General features: G+C 62.8%; 10 protein-coding genes, 1 tRNA gene and 1 pseudogene. 3 read left to right on the top strand and 9 right to left on the bottom strand.

Going from position 1 to position 15179, the window contains the following annotated elements; all coding sequences use genetic code 11:
- Nucleotides 1-71 precede the first annotated feature (71 nt).
- The gene (locus tag JC607_RS06465) at nucleotides 72-1169 is read left to right on the top strand and encodes a GlxA family transcriptional regulator (protein ID WP_198836134.1); all 1098 of its coding nucleotides are present in this window, start codon (nucleotides 72-74) and stop codon (nucleotides 1167-1169) included.
- 171 nt (nucleotides 1170-1340) lie between these two features.
- Here JC607_RS06465 and rpoD read toward each other — a convergent pair whose 3' ends face one another.
- The 8 genes and pseudogenes from rpoD to JC607_RS06425 form a co-directional block, all read right to left on the bottom strand.
- On the bottom strand, nucleotides 1341-3350 hold the full coding sequence (gene rpoD, locus JC607_RS06460) for an RNA polymerase sigma factor RpoD (protein ID WP_198836133.1): 2010 nt from the start codon (nucleotides 3348-3350) through the stop codon (nucleotides 1341-1343).
- A 90-nt stretch (nucleotides 3351-3440) separates the two neighbouring features.
- Nucleotides 3441-5447, bottom strand: coding sequence for a DNA primase (dnaG, locus tag JC607_RS06455; RefSeq protein WP_198836132.1), 2007 nt, complete (start codon nucleotides 5445-5447; stop codon nucleotides 3441-3443).
- A 224-nt stretch (nucleotides 5448-5671) separates the two neighbouring features.
- A pseudogene (locus JC607_RS06450) lies at nucleotides 5672-5809 on the bottom strand (IS3 family transposase); the annotation flags it as partial.
- 521 nt (nucleotides 5810-6330) lie between these two features.
- Complete coding sequence (locus JC607_RS06445) at nucleotides 6331-8568, bottom strand: glycoside hydrolase family 2 protein (protein ID WP_198836131.1); 2238 nt, start codon at nucleotides 8566-8568, stop codon at nucleotides 6331-6333.
- A gap of 28 nt (nucleotides 8569-8596) precedes the next feature.
- The gene (locus tag JC607_RS06440; protein WP_198836130.1) at nucleotides 8597-9670 is read right to left on the bottom strand and encodes an ABC transporter ATP-binding protein; all 1074 of its coding nucleotides are present in this window, start codon (nucleotides 9668-9670) and stop codon (nucleotides 8597-8599) included.
- A gap of 10 nt (nucleotides 9671-9680) precedes the next feature.
- A complete protein-coding gene (locus JC607_RS06435) occupies nucleotides 9681-10514 on the bottom strand; it encodes a carbohydrate ABC transporter permease (RefSeq protein ID WP_198836129.1) in 834 nt (277 codons plus the stop codon).
- Entirely contained in the window at nucleotides 10511-11371 is an 861-nt protein-coding gene (locus JC607_RS06430) for a carbohydrate ABC transporter permease (protein ID WP_198836128.1), read from the bottom strand. Before JC607_RS06430 ends, JC607_RS06435 begins: the two co-directional genes overlap by 4 nt.
- 66 nt (nucleotides 11372-11437) lie before the next feature.
- Complete coding sequence (locus JC607_RS06425) at nucleotides 11438-12724, bottom strand: ABC transporter substrate-binding protein (RefSeq protein WP_198836127.1); 1287 nt, start codon at nucleotides 12722-12724, stop codon at nucleotides 11438-11440.
- 128 nt (nucleotides 12725-12852) lie between these two features.
- Here JC607_RS06425 and JC607_RS06420 point away from each other — a divergent pair, with 128 nt between their 5' ends.
- Nucleotides 12853-13812, top strand: coding sequence for a helix-turn-helix domain-containing protein (locus JC607_RS06420; RefSeq protein WP_198836126.1), 960 nt, complete (start codon nucleotides 12853-12855; stop codon nucleotides 13810-13812).
- Between the two features lie 245 nt (nucleotides 13813-14057).
- A complete protein-coding gene (locus JC607_RS25975; RefSeq protein WP_370584762.1) occupies nucleotides 14058-14213 on the top strand; it encodes a helix-turn-helix domain-containing protein in 156 nt (51 codons plus the stop codon).
- 171 nt (nucleotides 14214-14384) lie between these two features.
- Here the strand turns inward: JC607_RS25975 and JC607_RS06410 are convergent.
- A tRNA-Ser gene (locus JC607_RS06410) sits at nucleotides 14385-14474 on the bottom strand.
- Nucleotides 14475-15179 lie beyond the last annotated feature (705 nt).

Raw genomic sequence — 15179 nt, 5'->3', positions numbered from 1 at the left:
CAAGTGTAAAATTTCGGCTTCCATCCCGATTAGCGACATGAATCTGTCGTATTGAGAAAAGGTCAGCGCAAATGCCCAGCCCCGAGAGCAAGGTGCAACAGTCAGGAGCAGCAAAGCCTGCCACTGGCGGTGTCGCTGAGAGTGCTTTCGGTGGTGTCGGGGCGGGCACCGCGGCCGGGCGCAGTGGTGGCAGCCGGAGATTTGTCTTCCTGCTGCTGGACCGGTTCACGCTGCTGGCCTTTGCCTCGGCGATCGAGCCTTTGCGCATCGCAAATCGGGTGGCGGGGCGCAAGATCTATTCCTGGGTGCTGGCGGGGGAGGGGGGCGAGGCTGCGACCTGTTCCAACGACACTGCGTTCAAGCTGGATATCGGGCTGGATGAGATCGACCGCGAGGACGTAATCCTGGTCTGTGGCGGGCTGGATGTGCAGAAGGCCACGACGAAACCGGTGCTGTCCTGGCTGAGGCGTGAGGCACGGCGCGGCGTGACAATCGGCGGTCTTTGCACCGGCGCCTGGGCGCTGGCGAAGGCGGGTCTGCTGGACGGTAAGAAGGCCACGATCCATTGGGAAAACCAGGACGGTTTCCTCGAGGATTTCGAAGAGGTGCGGCTGACGAAATCGGTCTTCGTGATGGATGGCAATCGCTGGTCGACAGCGGGGGGGACCTCGTCGCTTGATCTGATGCTGAAGGTGATTGCCGCCGATCATGGCGAGACGCTGGCCAATACCGTCGCCGACCAGCTGATTTATTCGACGATCCGCACCGATCAGGACACGCAGCGCCTGTCGATCCCGACCCGGATCGGGGTCAGGCATCCGAAGCTGAGCCTTGTGATCCAGATGATGGAGGGCAGCATCGAAGATCCGCTCTCACCCGCCGATCTGGCCGAGCGCGTGGGGATGTCCACGAGGCAGCTGGAGCGCCTGTTCCGCCGTTACCTCAACCGCAGCCCGAAGCGCTACTATATGGAGCTGCGCCTCTCCAAAGCGCGCAACCTGCTGATGCAGACCGATATGTCGGTGATCAATGTGGCTTTGGCCTGCGGCTTTGCCAGCCCCTCGCATTTCTCAAAATGCTACCGGGCGCATTACAACACCACGCCTTACCGCGAACGTGGCACCCAGAGCGGTATGCCCGGCGCGATGCCGGTCCGGCTGTCGATCTGACCTGCCGGTTTTCAGACCCGCTGCGCGCATTCTTCCTCTTGACGAAAATACTCTGCGGGGAGGTCCGGAGGGGTGCAAAACCCCTCCGGCTGCCGGCCACAGAAACCAGCGCAGGATCACAGGGGGTTAAAAATGCGACCATGAAAAAGGCGCCCTGCGGGGCGCCTTTTCTTACTGATCGAGGAAGCTGCGGAGTTTCCGCGACCGGCTCGGATGTTTCAGCTTGCGCAGCGCCTTGGCTTCGATCTGCCGGATCCGTTCACGGGTGACCGAGAATTGCTGGCCCACCTCTTCCAGCGTGTGGTCGGTGTTCATGCCGATGCCGAAGCGCATCCGCAGCACACGTTCCTCGCGCGGCGTCAGCGAGGCCAGCACGCGGGTCGTGGTTTCCTTCAGGTTCTCCTGAATGGCGCTGTCGAGCGGCAGGACCGCGTTTTTGTCCTCGATGAAATCGCCGAGCTGGCTGTCTTCCTCGTCGCCGATCGGCGTCTCAAGCGAGATCGGCTCCTTGGCGATCTTCATCACCTTGCGGACCTTCTCAAGCGGCATCTGCAGCTTTTCGGCCAGCTCTTCCGGCGTCGGCTCGCGGCCGATTTCGTGCAGCATCTGGCGGCCGGTGCGGACCAGCTTGTTGATCGTCTCGATCATATGGACCGGGATCCGGATCGTGCGGGCCTGGTCTGCGATGGACCGGGTGATCGCCTGGCGGATCCACCAGGTCGCATAGGTCGAGAACTTATAGCCGCGGCGATATTCGAACTTATCGACCGCCTTCATCAGACCGATGTTACCTTCCTGGATAAGATCCAGGAATTGCAGGCCGCGGTTGGTGTATTTCTTGGCAATCGAGATCACCAGACGCAGGTTGGCCTCGACCATTTCCTTCTTGGCCTGGCGGGCTTCTTTCTCGCCCTTCTGCACCTGGTTCACGATGCGGCGGAATTCGCCGATATCGACGCCAATATACTGGCCGACCTGGGCCATGTCAGCGCGCAGCTCTTCGACCTTTTCGAGGCTCTTCTCAATCAGGGTCTGCCAGCCACGGCCGGCTTTCTCGGCCATGCGTCTGACCCAGGACGGGTCGAGCTCAAAGCCCTGGTATTCCGCGATGAATTCCTGGCGGTTGATCCGCGCAGCATCGGCGAGCTTCACCATGCCGGAATTGATCGACATGATGCGTTTGTTGATGCCGTAAAGCTGGTCGATCAGCGCCTCGATCCGGCTGTTGTTCAGATGCAGCTCGTTCACAAGCAGCACCATCTCGCCGCGCAGCTTTTGATACGCGCCTTCCTCGGTGGTGGTAAAGCGGGTCGAGGACGACATGGTCGCCGCCATCCGCTGTTCCTGCATCTCGGACAGCTCTGCGTAATTCGCCGCGATCTGCTCGAGGATCTCAAGCACTTTGGGGCGCAGCGTCGCTTCCATCGCGGCCAGCGACATGTTCGAGCCGTCGTCATCCTCATCATCGACGTCTTCGCGCGAGATCGGATTGCCGTCGGCATCCAGCTCGGGCTCGTTTGACGCGCGGCGCGGCGCGGCATCGGCCGAGACCACGCCCATTTCGTCAAGCGGCGGGCCTTCAAGCTCTTCGTCGCCATCGAGATTGCGCCCGAAGGTCGCCTCGAGGTCGATCACGTCGCGCAGGAGGATCTCTTCGGACAGAAGTTCGTCGCGCCAGATCGTGATTGCCTGGAAGGTCAGCGGGCTTTCACACAGCCCGGCAATCATCGTGTTGCGACCGGCCTCGATCCGTTTCGCGATGGCAATCTCGCCTTCGCGCGACAAAAGCTCGACCGAGCCCATTTCGCGCAGATACATCCGCACCGGGTCATCGGTGCGGTCCAGCGTCTCGGCGGCAGGGCCCGCAAGGGCCACTTCGCGCGAGCCGGGGGCCGCGCCCGGATCGATCAGCTCAGAGCCGGTGCCGCCGTCCTCGGCTTCCTCGGCCTCATCATCTTCAACGACATTGATGCCCATTTCCGAGAGCATCGACATCACGTCTTCGATCTGGTCCCCGGAGACCTGATCGGGCGGCATGACGGCGTTGAGCTGTTCCATCGTGATATAGCCGCGCTCACGAGCGTCGGCGATCATTTTCTTGACGGCAGCCTGCGACATGTCGAGCGAGATGTCAGTCTCGTCGCCATCCTGCTTAACGTCATCATTTTCCTTGAGGGCCATGGATGCTCCTGTGGGGATGGTGCGAATCGCGCTTCTTTTAGTCGAATCAATAACGCGAATCACAGCGGGGGAAAGGGCGAATCATACATGTCAGCCCGGTCTGGCCTTGCCGCCGGCACTGAAATCAATCGAATCGAACAATTTCTGGCGTCTGTCGAGCTCCTCGCGGTCCAGTTCGACGCCATTTGGCGCAATAACCGATTCGGTTTTCTGGTCCTGTGGCCCCCGGCTGGCGCTGACTTTGGCCTCTGCCGCCTTTGACAGCCGCCAGGTCAGACCCTCATCCACGAGGCCAGAGAGGTCCTCGACCGCTTCGGCAAGTTCAACCCGATGACCGCGATCAGCCTGGAGCCGCGCCAGCGCTTCTTCGACACAGGCAGCCGCGAAGTCCTCATCGGCCTTCGGCTGCAAACCGGGGTTGGAACGCACATGGTTACTGCGGGTCAGCTCGTCAAGAAGGCCGGGGCTGTCGCTCTCGATCAGCGCGCGGCAATCGGGGGCATGGAAATGTGTCAGGATCAGGTTGCGCAGCCGGAAATGCGCCTCGCTGCTCAGCTCCAGCCGCTCCAGATCGCTTTCGAACCGCGCGACAAGGCCCGGAAAACGCATCAGAATCGCCAAAGCAACCGCTTCGCGGATCCCGTCCGAGACCCGGCTGGGATAAAGCAGATCCGTCTCGGTCCCCGCCAAAGCCGAGTTTTTTGCCGCATCGGTTGCAGGCAGGGCGGGCGGCACGAATTTGCCACCGCGCATCTGGCCCCGGGGGCCTGGTTGCCATGGCCGGCCAGGTGCGCGCGCCGCCGGACGGCGGCCCTGGCGGAACAGTTCCCAGCGAAGTTCCTTGATATCCTCGCCGTAATGGCTGCGGATCGAGGGGTCCTGGATGCGTTTCAGCGCCGCGCGCAGGTTCTTGTCCAGCGCCGCCTTGCGCTCGGGGCTGTCGAAAACCTGACCCTCGGTTTCGCGGTTCCACAACAGCCGCACCATCGGCTGGGCGGCGTCCAGCACCTCCTGCAGCGCAGGCGCACCACGCGCCCGGATCAGATCGTCCGGGTCGAGGCCGTCCGGCATCACCGCAAATCTGAGCCCTTTGCCTGCCTCCAGCAGCGGCAGCGCAAGGTCGATCACCCGCAAAGCCGCCCGGATCCCCGCCTTGTCCCCATCCAGCGCAATCACCGGCTCATCCGAGATCCGCCACAAAAGCCGCAGCTGGTCTTCCGTGACCGCCGTGCCCAGAGGCGCCACCGCCGCCTGGAACCCGGCCTCGGAGAGCGCGATCACATCCATATAGCCTTCGGCCACGATCAGGCGCTGGCCCTTGCCGGCGGCCTCGCGCGCCGGGCCATGGTTAAAGAGGTTGCGCCCCTTGTCGAACAGCTCGGTCTCCGGGCCGTTGAGGTATTTCGCCTGATCATTCGGGTCCATCGCCCGCCCGCCAAGGCTGATCGCACGGCCCCGGCCGTCGCGGATCGGAAAGATGATGCGATTGCGGAACCGGTCATAGGGTTCTTTGCCCTTGGCCGAGGTCGCGCAAAGACCGGCATCGACCAGCAGCTCTTTCGCGATGCCCCGGCCGGTCATCGCCTGGAACAGCCCCGACCAGCCATCAGGGGCGAAGCCGATCTCCCAGCGATCCTGGGCAGGTTCGGAAAGCCCGCGTTTCGCCAGATAGGCGCGGGCGTCAGAGGCGGCCTGGGTCTTCAGCTGCAGGCGGAACCATTTCACCGCCTCTTCCATCACCTCAATCAGCTGCGTGCGCCGGTCGGCCTTTTCGGCCGCACGCGGGTCGCGCTCGGGCATCTGCATGCCGGCCTCAGAGGCCAGCACTGCCACCGCCTCCATGAAACCGAGATTCTCGCTTTCCTTGATAAAGCTCAGCGCGTCGCCCTTCGCATGGCAGCCAAAGCAGTAGTAAAACCCCTTGCGATCATCGACATGAAAGCTTGCGGATTTTTCCTGATGGAAGGGGCAGGGCGACCACCAGTCGCCTTTGGCCATATTGGATTTGCGCATATCCCAGGTGACCTTCCGGCCGACCACGGCGGAAAGCGAGACGCGGTTGCGCAATTCATCAAGGAAACCAGGCGGCAGGCTCATAGTGCCGAATATGGGGCGTGCCGCGCCCGGATGCCAGCCCCAACCTGAGCCACGGCCGGGCCAGTAAGGTTTCGCTAACCTGTACGGCTCTTCCTTCGAAAATCGGGCCGGGGGAAGCGCTCTGCACCGGGGCACTGCGGGGCTGATATATCCTGGCAGGGAGTGCAGAGGACGGAGATTGCACAAGCCCCTGCCGGAAACGCAGCCCTGCTTCAGCGGTTGACCTCATTCTCGGCATTGCGCTTCGGGCTGTAGCGAAAGCAGGTCTCGCTGACACCAATGGTCCGGCAGGCCAGCGCGATGCTGACCCCATTCGTCGCCACTGCCTTCTCGGCCAGCTCCCGGCGTTGAACTGGCCGCGTCATTAATGAGATGGCCCGCCCCGCGCCCCGGCGTATCGTCGTGGCAGCCCTCAACACATGGAGAGAAAGGATGCGAACCAAACCTGTTACCCCAGCCAATGCTTCCTCCTGGCCTCAGCTCGATTTTGTTGCTGCCCGCCGTGGTACTGCATGTGATCCTCATGTTCCGGCGTGGAAGGAGCACGGTTCTTCAGGCCAAGTAATTGTTGAGGCTGACCGCCCCTGCAACCCAGGCGCGGCGGTCACCGTGGCGCCGGGCGCCACCGTCTCAGCCACCATCCGGCCCTGCGCGGCGTTGGACCATCGCAGCTTGCAGGTTCAGCAGGAAGGTGGGGTGAGGACAGCGCTTACGTTTGTGCTGCCTGCAAGGGGAGCGGCGCGCGACACGGCCCGCATCGGTCAGACCCGCTGCGCCTGGCGCAACGGGTACGGCCCTTGACCGCGTGTGGTGCCGGCGAAAGCGCTCACCGGCCGGGGGAAAACGCGACGGGCGGCCCGAAACGGGCCCCGGCGCGTCTCTGTCAGACCGCCTGCAGCGTGATCTCTTGCGCGGCGAAGCGGGTTGATTGCACGGTCACCCGGATTTCGCCCCTGTCCCCGGTGGCGCGCAGCCAGAACCCTGCAGAGCCGCCGGCCAGCATCACCTGCGACGGCCCGATCAGCTGCGCAGGCCCGGCGACCGACAGGTTCACCATCTCGGGCAGGAACGGCAGCTTGTTGCCGCATTGGTCCAGCGCGCGCAGGATCACCCGCACCTCGTCGCGGGCGGCGGCCTCAAGCGTGGCGGCGTCGGGGGCGATCTCCAGCCGGGTCGGCAGCGGATTGGCGGCGAAGGCCCGGCGCGCGACCTCGACCCCGTTGATAAACCCGACCACCTCCGAGGATTGCCAGGCCTGACCCCAAAGCCCCATCTCTTCGGGGGCAAAATGCCGATGGTCGATAATGACAGGCGCATGGGGCAGATGCGGAAAGCGGGTCCGGTCCGGCCCGACCCGTTTCACCAGCCGGTTGGAGTAATGCAGTTCGACCTCATCGCAATTGGTCAGCACCATCAGCGGCAGGACGCCGCCGATATTGCGCTCGCCCCGCGCGAAGAAGGTGACGGGTTCCAGAACCACGCCGGTTGAGGGATCGCGCTGGCTGGAATAGGCATAGGCGGCGAACTTCGGTTCGCGGAAGACAGTGGCGACCCCGTGGTGGCAGATACGGTCGCCCGAGCCGAAATCGCTGTGGGTGTTGTAGTCATAGAAACACCAGCCGATGCAGCCCGATACCGCGTCATCGCCGAACATCGCGTCCAGCACTTCCAGATGCCGGGTGACATGCTCGACCTGTCGCTGTTCCTGATCCCAGGCCTTGGTCGGATACATATGGCCGTTGTATTCGGTGACCAGATAGGGAACCGGGGCGGGCAGTCCGGTGGTTTCCCTGCGGCTGCGCAGCGCCATGCGCGGGCGGTTCAGGAGCGGGTTCTCGAACTGGCCCATGACGAAATCATTCATCGTATAGACATCTTCCAGCAGTTCGCTTGCAGCGATGAAGCGCACGCCGCCGGTCTGCCGGGTGGGGTCCAGTTCCCGCGCAACGCGGTTGGTCTCGACATAGAAATCGTGGTTGTCGAGGCTTTCGTTGATCCGCACGCCCCAGATGATGATCGCGGGCCGGTTCCAGTCGCGCTCGATCATGGCGCGGACGTTGTTGGCCGTTTCCTTCTGCCAGGCCAGGTCGCCCATATGCTGCCAGCCGGGGATCTCTTCGAAGACGAGAAGGCCGATCTCATCGCAGCAATCCAGGAAATGGCGCGACTGCGGATAATGTGAGGTGCGGACGATATTGCAGGCCAGGTCGTTCTTCAGAATCTCGGCGTCGCGACGCTGCGACATGCGGCCCTGCGCATAGCCGGAATAGGGAAAGCTCTGATGGCGGTTCAGCCCCATCAGCTTCAGCTTGCGGCCGTTCAGCACAAAGCCGTCGACCGTGAAGCGCGCCTCGCGAAAGCCGAAGCGGTCCGAAAGGCGGTCGGTTCCGGCCGGAGAGGTCAGCCGCACCTCGGCATGGTAGAGGACCGGGCTGTCGATATCCCACAGCGCCAGCCCGGCCAGCCCGTCGATGCGCAGGGTGATGCTGGTGCCCTCGGCGCCGGTCGCTTCGGCGCGGGCGATCTCGTCTCCGGCGGTGCTGCGCAGCATAACCTCGACGCTGGCCCCCGCCGCGGCGCCGGAAAGATCGACCCGCAGGAGGACGGTTTTCGTCGCCGCCAGCGGCTCGGGCGTTTCGATCTTCAGCCGTTCGATCCACAGCCCGGGAACCAGCCGCAGGCGCGCCTCGCGGTAGATCCCGGCATAGGTCAGATAGTCGATCTGCCCGCCGAAGGGCGGGATCGCCGGGTTTTCCGACCCGTCGATCCGCACCGTCAGCAAATTGTCTCCCGCACGCAGATGCCGGGTCAGCCGCGCCGCAAACGGAGTGTAGCCATCGGGATGATGGGCGACCTCTTCGCCATTCAGCCAGACCCGGGAATCGGCCATCGCGCCCTCGAAATCGGCAAAGACCTCATGGTCGCGGAAGGCCTCGTCCCAGGGGATCACCCGCTGATAGGTGAAGGGGCGCTGATAGCTTTTCTCGTTCAGATAGGACCAGGGCAGATCGACGGCATTGTGCGGCAGGCTGACGCTCTGTCCGCTCAGGGGCGCCGTTGTCCAGGACGGATCGAAACCCTCGGCAAAGGTCCAGCCATGGTTCAGGGACGTCTCGCGCATATCTTCCTCGGATTTTTCGCTTGGTATGTCAGTAGATCCGGGCGCCATCGGCTGCGAAGGCCAGCGCTCGGTCGGACGGGATCGCCACAGAAATGCGGTCGCCGGCGCTTGCCTCGCGCGCGGCGGCGCGTTGGGCGACGACGGGTTCGCCGGCCTTGGTGTTTGCGTAAAGATAGCTGGTCGCGCCCAGATGCTCGGCAACGTCGACGGTCAGCGACAGATCACAGGCCCCGGCCCCGGCCTCGACGAAATGCTCGGGGCGGACGCCGACCACTGCCATTGCCCCCGGCGCGGGCGGCGATGTCAGGCTGAGCGCGATTTCGGCACCGCCCTGCTGGGGCAGGCGGAAGCGGCCACCTCCCTGGCTTTCGGCAGCGAAGAAGTTCATCCGCGGACTGCCGATGAACCCGGCCACGAACTGGTTCGCCGGGTTGTCGTAAAGTTCCAGCGGGGCGCCGATCTGTTCGATCCGGCCCGCGCGCAGCACAACGATCCGGTCGGCCATGGTCATGGCCTCGGTCTGGTCATGGGTGACATAGATCATCGTCGCGCCCAGCTCCGAGTGCAGGCGTGAGATTTCCACCCGCATCTGCACCCTGAGTTCGGCGTCAAGGTTCGACAGAGGCTCGTCGAACAGGAACACCTGCGGTTCGCGGACAATGGCGCGGCCAATGGCGACCCGCTGGCGCTGACCGCCGGAGAGGGCCTTGGGCTTGCGGGTCAGCAGCGGTTCGATCTGCAGGATCCGGGCCGCCTCGGCCACGCGGCGCTCGGTGTCCGCCTGCGGGTTCTTGTTCATCCGCAGGCCGAACGAGAGGTTCTCGGCCACAGTCATATGCGGATAAAGCGCGTAGGTCTGGAACACCATCGCCGTGCCGCGGTCGGCCGGCTCGACCTCGTTGACCACGCGGCCTCCGATGCCGATCTCGCCGCCCGAGATATCCTCGAGCCCGGCGATCATCCGCAGCAAGGTGGACTTGCCGCAGCCCGAGGGGCCGACGAAGACGACGAATTCTCCAGGCTCGACATCAAAGGAAACGCCATGGATGGTTTGAAGCGAGCCGAATTGCTTGCGCACGTTGCGCAGGGTGACACCAGTCATTTGGAAGCCCTCATTTCACGGCGCCGGCGGTGATGCCGGACATGAAGAAACGTTGCAGGTAGATGAAGACGACGATCATCGGCAGGGTCATCAGCACCGCCCCGGCCATGATCGCGCCCCATGAGACGCGGGTGAAACCTATCAGCGTGCCAAGCGCGACAGGCGCGGTCATCATCTCGGGCTGGTTCGAGATCAGAAGCGGCCAAAGGTAGTTGTTCCAGCTGGCCAGGAACAGGATGATCGACAGCGCCGCCAGCGTCGGCTTGGCCAGGGGCAGCGCAATCCGGGTAAAGATCTGCCACTCCTTCACGCCCTCGACCTGCGCGGCGTCGAACAGCTCGTGCGGCATCATCGAAAAGCTCTGGCGCATGAACAGCACCCCGAGCGAGTTGAAAAGCGGCGGGACGATCAGCGCAAACCAGGTGTTGGAGAGGCCGAAGTCACGGGCGACCATGATAAATTGCGGGATGACCACCACGAAATAGGGCAGTGTCATGGTCCCGAAGATCAGCGCGATCACCATGGCGCGGCCCTTGAACCTGTAGCGGACCAGCGCCCATCCGGCCATCGAGGTCAGCATGACCGAAAGCGCGGTCGAGACGGTGGCGACCACGATTGAAACCAGGAGTGTCCGGGTAAAGCCGGTGGCGGCCTGCAGCTCGCGGAAGTTCTCCATGAACCTGTCGCCGGGAATGAGGTTCAGGTTTGGCGAGAAGATCGCGTTCGAAGGCATGGTGGCGAAGACCACCATGATCCACAGCGGCAGGATCCACAGCAGGGCAAGGGGCCCGAGGACCGCGTGCAGCAGGATCTGGCGAAACCGGCGGGAACCGCTGCGTGTCATGCTTTTTCCCTTCCAAAAAGCAGGTTGAGACCAGCTATCGCGACGGCAATGGCCGCGATCGTATAGGCGATGGCAGAGGCGTAGCCGAAGTTCAGCGAGGTGAAGCCCTGGCGGTAGAGGAACAGGCCCAGGGTTTCCGTCGCGCCTGCGGGGCCGCCGCGGTTGGTGATCAGGAAGGGTTCCGAGAACAGTTGCATGGTGCCGATGATCGACAGGATGATGCAGAACAGGATCACCGGTTTCAGCAGCGGCAGCGTGATGTGGAAGAACTGCCGGACAGGAGAGACGCGGTCCAGCGTTGCGGCCTCATAGACATCGTCGGGAATGGATTGCAGGCCCGAGAGGATGAGGATCGCGTTGTAGCCGGCCCATCTCCAGGTGACGGCCATCATCAGCACGGCCATGGCGGCAGTCGGGTTCGAGAACCAATCGACCTGCGGCAGGCCGATCGATTCCAGCGTCTTGTTGACCACGCCGCGCTCGGCGGTGAACATCAGCCGGAACACGGCGGCATATGCGACCTCACCCACCACGACCGGGGCGAAGAACGCAAATCGCATCAGTCCCCTGGCCTTGAGCAGCCTGGAATTGAGCAGCACCGCCATCAGCGTGGCCAGGGCGATCATCAGCGGCACCTGCACCAGAAGCACGATAAAGGTGTTCTTCATCGCGTTCAGGAACGCCGCATCCTGGAACAGGCGGCCCCAGGTCATGTCGGGGCGGAACGTATAGGGGGGCTGGCGGGTGTTCAGAAAGGAAAGCCAGAAGGAATAGAAGATAGGCCAGATCCAGAAGATCGCGAAGACCAACAGATAAGGCGAGAGGAATCCATAAGCCGTGCCGGTCTTGCGACGCATCGGTGTCTCCCTGCGATAAAGGTGGGCTGCCGGACCTTGCGATCCGGCTGTAAGATCAACGGCCGGTCACTGCGCGAGGGGCAGGCCGGTCACCAGTTCGATCTGTTGGGCGGCGTCGTCCAGGGCCGCCTTGGCGTCAGGATAGCCTCCGTTCAGATAGGAGAGCTGCACCGCGCGGAACACCGCATCAGCATCGCCGAAATAGGGGGTGCCATGGCTGGGCTTGATGGCCGGCAGGGTGCCCAGCACCAGTTGCCAGACCGGCTGGTCGCCCCAGAAGGGCTGGCCCTCGGCGGTGAACGGATCATTCGCGGACGAGAGCAGCGAGGGCACAAGGCCATAGTCGCGCAGCATGGTGATCTGGCCCTTGTCGGTCGCCAGCGCGAATTTGAGGAAGGCGAAGGCCGCTTCCTTGTTGTCCGAGCTGCCGGACATTGCCAGAGACGAGCCGCCAAGGTTGGCCGCGCGTCCGCCGTCTGCGGTGACCGACGGCATCAGATACATGCCCCAGAGTCCCGATTGTTCCTCAGGCGAGGTGGTGCGGATCGAGCCTTCGTACCAGCCGCCGAACATCTGCGTCGCGACCGTCGAGGCGTTGTTCGACTGGATCTTCTCGTCCCAGCTGGCCGAGCGCAGCAGGCCGGCGTCGTAAAGTGACCTGAGCGCGTCAAGTGCTGCGACGCAGCCCGGGGCGTTGATATTGATCGACTGGCCGTCAGCCGAGAAATAGCCGCAGCCCTGTTCATTGGCGATCATGCGGAACCAGTCCGTGTCACCGTTGAGATCGGCCTGCGACATGGTCACGCCCGGGCTTGCCGCCTGGATCCTGGCACCCGCGGCGATGAAATCCGCCCAGGTCACGATGGTCGCGGGATCGACGCCGCCGGCGGCATAGATGTCGCGGCGATAGAACATCACCACCGGACCGGAATCCCAGGGCATCGCATAGGACGCGCCGTTGGATTCAAGTTCGACGCGCTTGAATTCCGGGAAAATCGCTTGCATTTCAGGGGTGTAACCCAGCTCATTCAGATCGGCGAAGCAGGACGGGAACTGCGTCCAGAAGATTTCCGCCTCGTGGTTCTCGACCGTCATTAGATCGGGCAGGTCATTGCCACCCGCGGCGCATCCGGCCAGCATCCGGTCATAGACGCCCTGGTTTCCCAGATCCTCGACCACCACCTTCACGCCGGGATTGGCGGCCATGAACTCGGCCCCGACCGTTTCCATCGCCGAGGCGGCGACGTTCCAGCTCCAGATCTTGATTTCGCCCGTAAGATCCTGGGCCAGGGATTGGTTGCCCGACATCGCCATGCAAATGGCCAGGGGGGCGCAGGCAATGCGCATGTTCATGATGACTCCTCCCACAGAGTTGCCCGAATCCGAGCTGTACCGTAGCATCATGCGGGCCTGCCCCATGAGTCTCAGCGAAAACGGAGCCTGGCTTGTCGAATAGTAATAATTCGCCCCGTTATCGGCATATGGCCAAGCCCACTCCTGTCCCCGGGACGGTGACACTGGGCGCGGTTGACACCGGGCCGGCCTGCGGCCCGCCTGGCAAACGCATGTGGGATCCGCGCAAAAGCGTTGTTGAGCGCACGCCGAACCAGCTGGTGCTCAGCTGCGAACAGCCCGGCATCATGACGGTTCCGCATTGGCACGCGCAGGCTGAAGTCAATTACATTTTCCGCGGCAGCCTGGTCTATGAGATACACGGACTGACGGTGCGGCTGTCTGCCGGTCAGATGGCGCTGTTCTGGGGCGGCGTTCCGCATCGGGTCATCGATACCGAGGTCGACACCTATTTCCATGCCATCCATCTGCCCCTGATCCATTTCTTTCGGCTGCGCCTGTCCTCGCGGACGCAGCAGCGCCTGATGTCCGGGGCGATCCTGATCTCGAGCAATGCAGCGGCAGATGATGACGCGGCCTTCCTGCGCCGCGAAGAACAGCTGATGTCGCAGGCCCCGCGCGTGGCCAATCTGGCCCTTGACGAGCTTTTGCTGCGGATCGAGAGGCTGACGGTCGAGCCGCATCATGTGATCGAGCCGCCGGGATCAGAGGCCGGGACCGACTCGGGCGAGCTGCCGAGTTTCCAGGGCCTGAACCGCATCAGCCGCTTTATCGCCGAAAATTTCCGCGAGGATATTGATTCCGTCGATATTGCGGTGTCCGCGGATATCCACCCCAAATATGCGATGAGCATTTTCAAGAAGTCGACCGGGATGAGCCTGGGCGATTATGTAACCCTGATGCGGATCTCTTACGCCCAGTCGCGGCTTTGCGCGCAGGAAGAAAGCATCATCGACATTGCGATGGACAGTGGATTCGGCTCGCTTTCCGCCTTCAACAAGGCGTTTCGCAAGCGCACCGGCCAAACGCCGTCCGAGTTCCGCCGTCAACGGATGAGCGCCGCTCTGGACCAGCCGCAGGGGGAATAGGCCCGGCTCGAAAGGGCGGACTGTTCCTGAAGATGCAGGGCCGGTGTCTTCTTTCCCGCCGACCGCCTGGAGCGCGCCGTCGGTATCCGCGGCTGACAGTCGCTGGTTGTACGACCATGGTTCGCCGCACAGCGCAGAGCAGAGGTCTGTCTTGACGCAGGCGCAAGGAAAGGGCCTGGTTTGCCGACCCATCGCCTCGCCCCGCGGTCAGCTCCCGCCTCCGGCGGCGCAGCACACTCTCCGCAATGTCGAGGTCTCGCGCCCCTGTCCGAGGTGGACGCCTGCTCACTGCGAAAGAGCGCCAGATGATGGCTGAGTTGCGTGACGGCGGCGCGAGCTTCCGGGCGATTGGCCGGTATCTCAACCGCAGCTACAGTCACGTCTACAGCGTTCTGGGGTGACATTTTGAACTCCGCCCCCGGCTTCGGTCGGGGGTGAAATCATCACAAACCGGTGAAGTCGATTCCGCTATGTTCCGTGATGATCCGCAGCTGAATGGGGGAAGTGCTGGTGGAATAAAGTTTAAGAATGCCGATATTATTCAGTAAAATCAATAGTTTAAAAGCAATAAGTGGCGGACAGTGAGGGATTCGAACCCTCGAGACGGTTCCCCGCCTACACACTTTCCAGGCGTGCGCCTTCGACCACTCGGCCAACTGTCCATCACGGGCTGTCTATACGCAGGAGCTCACTGGCTTCAAGCCCTGTTTACAGTCCTGTAGTCATCCCCACGCAGAAAATTCAACAGGGGTGACGACGCCTCAGGGCTGGCATTGTCAAATAATTCGATACCTTCCGCCATTGAGGCGTCAATCAGCGTTGAATTGTGCCCCCTGCACGTCGCCTAAAAGGGACCCCTCAGTGATGTGTGACACCTATTCTTTCAGGGATACCGGAAGACCCCAACTGACCCCGGAAGATGCCGGACAGGTCAACAAAATCAGGGGTTTCCGGAGGTTCTGGGCCTATAAACAGGCCCAAACGGCGTGTCATGCAGGACGGCCCGATAATGGCCGTTTAAGAGGCTTTGAAGCCTGGTCGAGCCAAGTGCTCAAGACGGCGCCTACTGGGCACATCAACCAACAAAATAAGGCTGTTGCCTGCGCGATAGTGCAGCTTCAATACCACAGCAGCCGCTCTTGCCAGTTCCTCAGTGCAGATTGGGGGGCTTTTTTCGGTGCCGGTCCGCGCCAATGGCATCGAGTATCGCGTCTGCCGTAAGGAGGCGGGGCCGAACTGACCTTCCCCCACGGAGTGGACCGATTGGTTTGTTAGTGGATTAAGCCCATCGCCGCCATATCCGGACGGAGGTGGAGCGAAGCGGAACCGGAGGCCGGATATGGCGGTGTTGCCGTTTCTGGTGCCGG

Source organism: Paracoccus sp. IB05 (genome assembly GCF_016405985.1).
In the GTDB taxonomy this organism is placed as follows: Bacteria; Pseudomonadota; Alphaproteobacteria; order Rhodobacterales; family Rhodobacteraceae; genus Pseudogemmobacter.
This window is presented reverse-complemented; position numbering and strand designations above follow the sequence as displayed.

Coding starts and splice junctions, on each gene's coding strand:
- JC607_RS06435 (WP_198836129.1), bottom strand. CDS start 10,514: ATGACACGCAGCGGTTCCCGCCGGTTTCGCCAGATCCTGCTGCACGCG.
- JC607_RS06425 (WP_198836127.1), bottom strand. CDS start 12,724: ATGAACATGCGCATTGCCTGCGCCCCCCTGGCCATTTGCATGGCGATG.
- JC607_RS25975 (WP_370584762.1), top strand. CDS start 14,058: ATGTCGAGGTCTCGCGCCCCTGTCCGAGGTGGACGCCTGCTCACTGCG.
- JC607_RS06465 (WP_198836134.1), top strand. CDS start 72: ATGCCCAGCCCCGAGAGCAAGGTGCAACAGTCAGGAGCAGCAAAGCCT.
- rpoD (WP_198836133.1), bottom strand. CDS start 3,350: ATGGCCCTCAAGGAAAATGATGACGTTAAGCAGGATGGCGACGAGACT.
- dnaG (WP_198836132.1), bottom strand. CDS start 5,447: ATGAGCCTGCCGCCTGGTTTCCTTGATGAATTGCGCAACCGCGTCTCG.
- JC607_RS06445 (WP_198836131.1), bottom strand. CDS start 8,568: ATGCGCGAGACGTCCCTGAACCATGGCTGGACCTTTGCCGAGGGTTTC.
- JC607_RS06420 (WP_198836126.1), top strand. CDS start 12,853: ATGGCCAAGCCCACTCCTGTCCCCGGGACGGTGACACTGGGCGCGGTT.
- JC607_RS06430 (WP_198836128.1), bottom strand. CDS start 11,371: ATGCGTCGCAAGACCGGCACGGCTTATGGATTCCTCTCGCCTTATCTG.
- JC607_RS06440 (WP_198836130.1), bottom strand. CDS start 9,670: ATGACTGGTGTCACCCTGCGCAACGTGCGCAAGCAATTCGGCTCGCTT.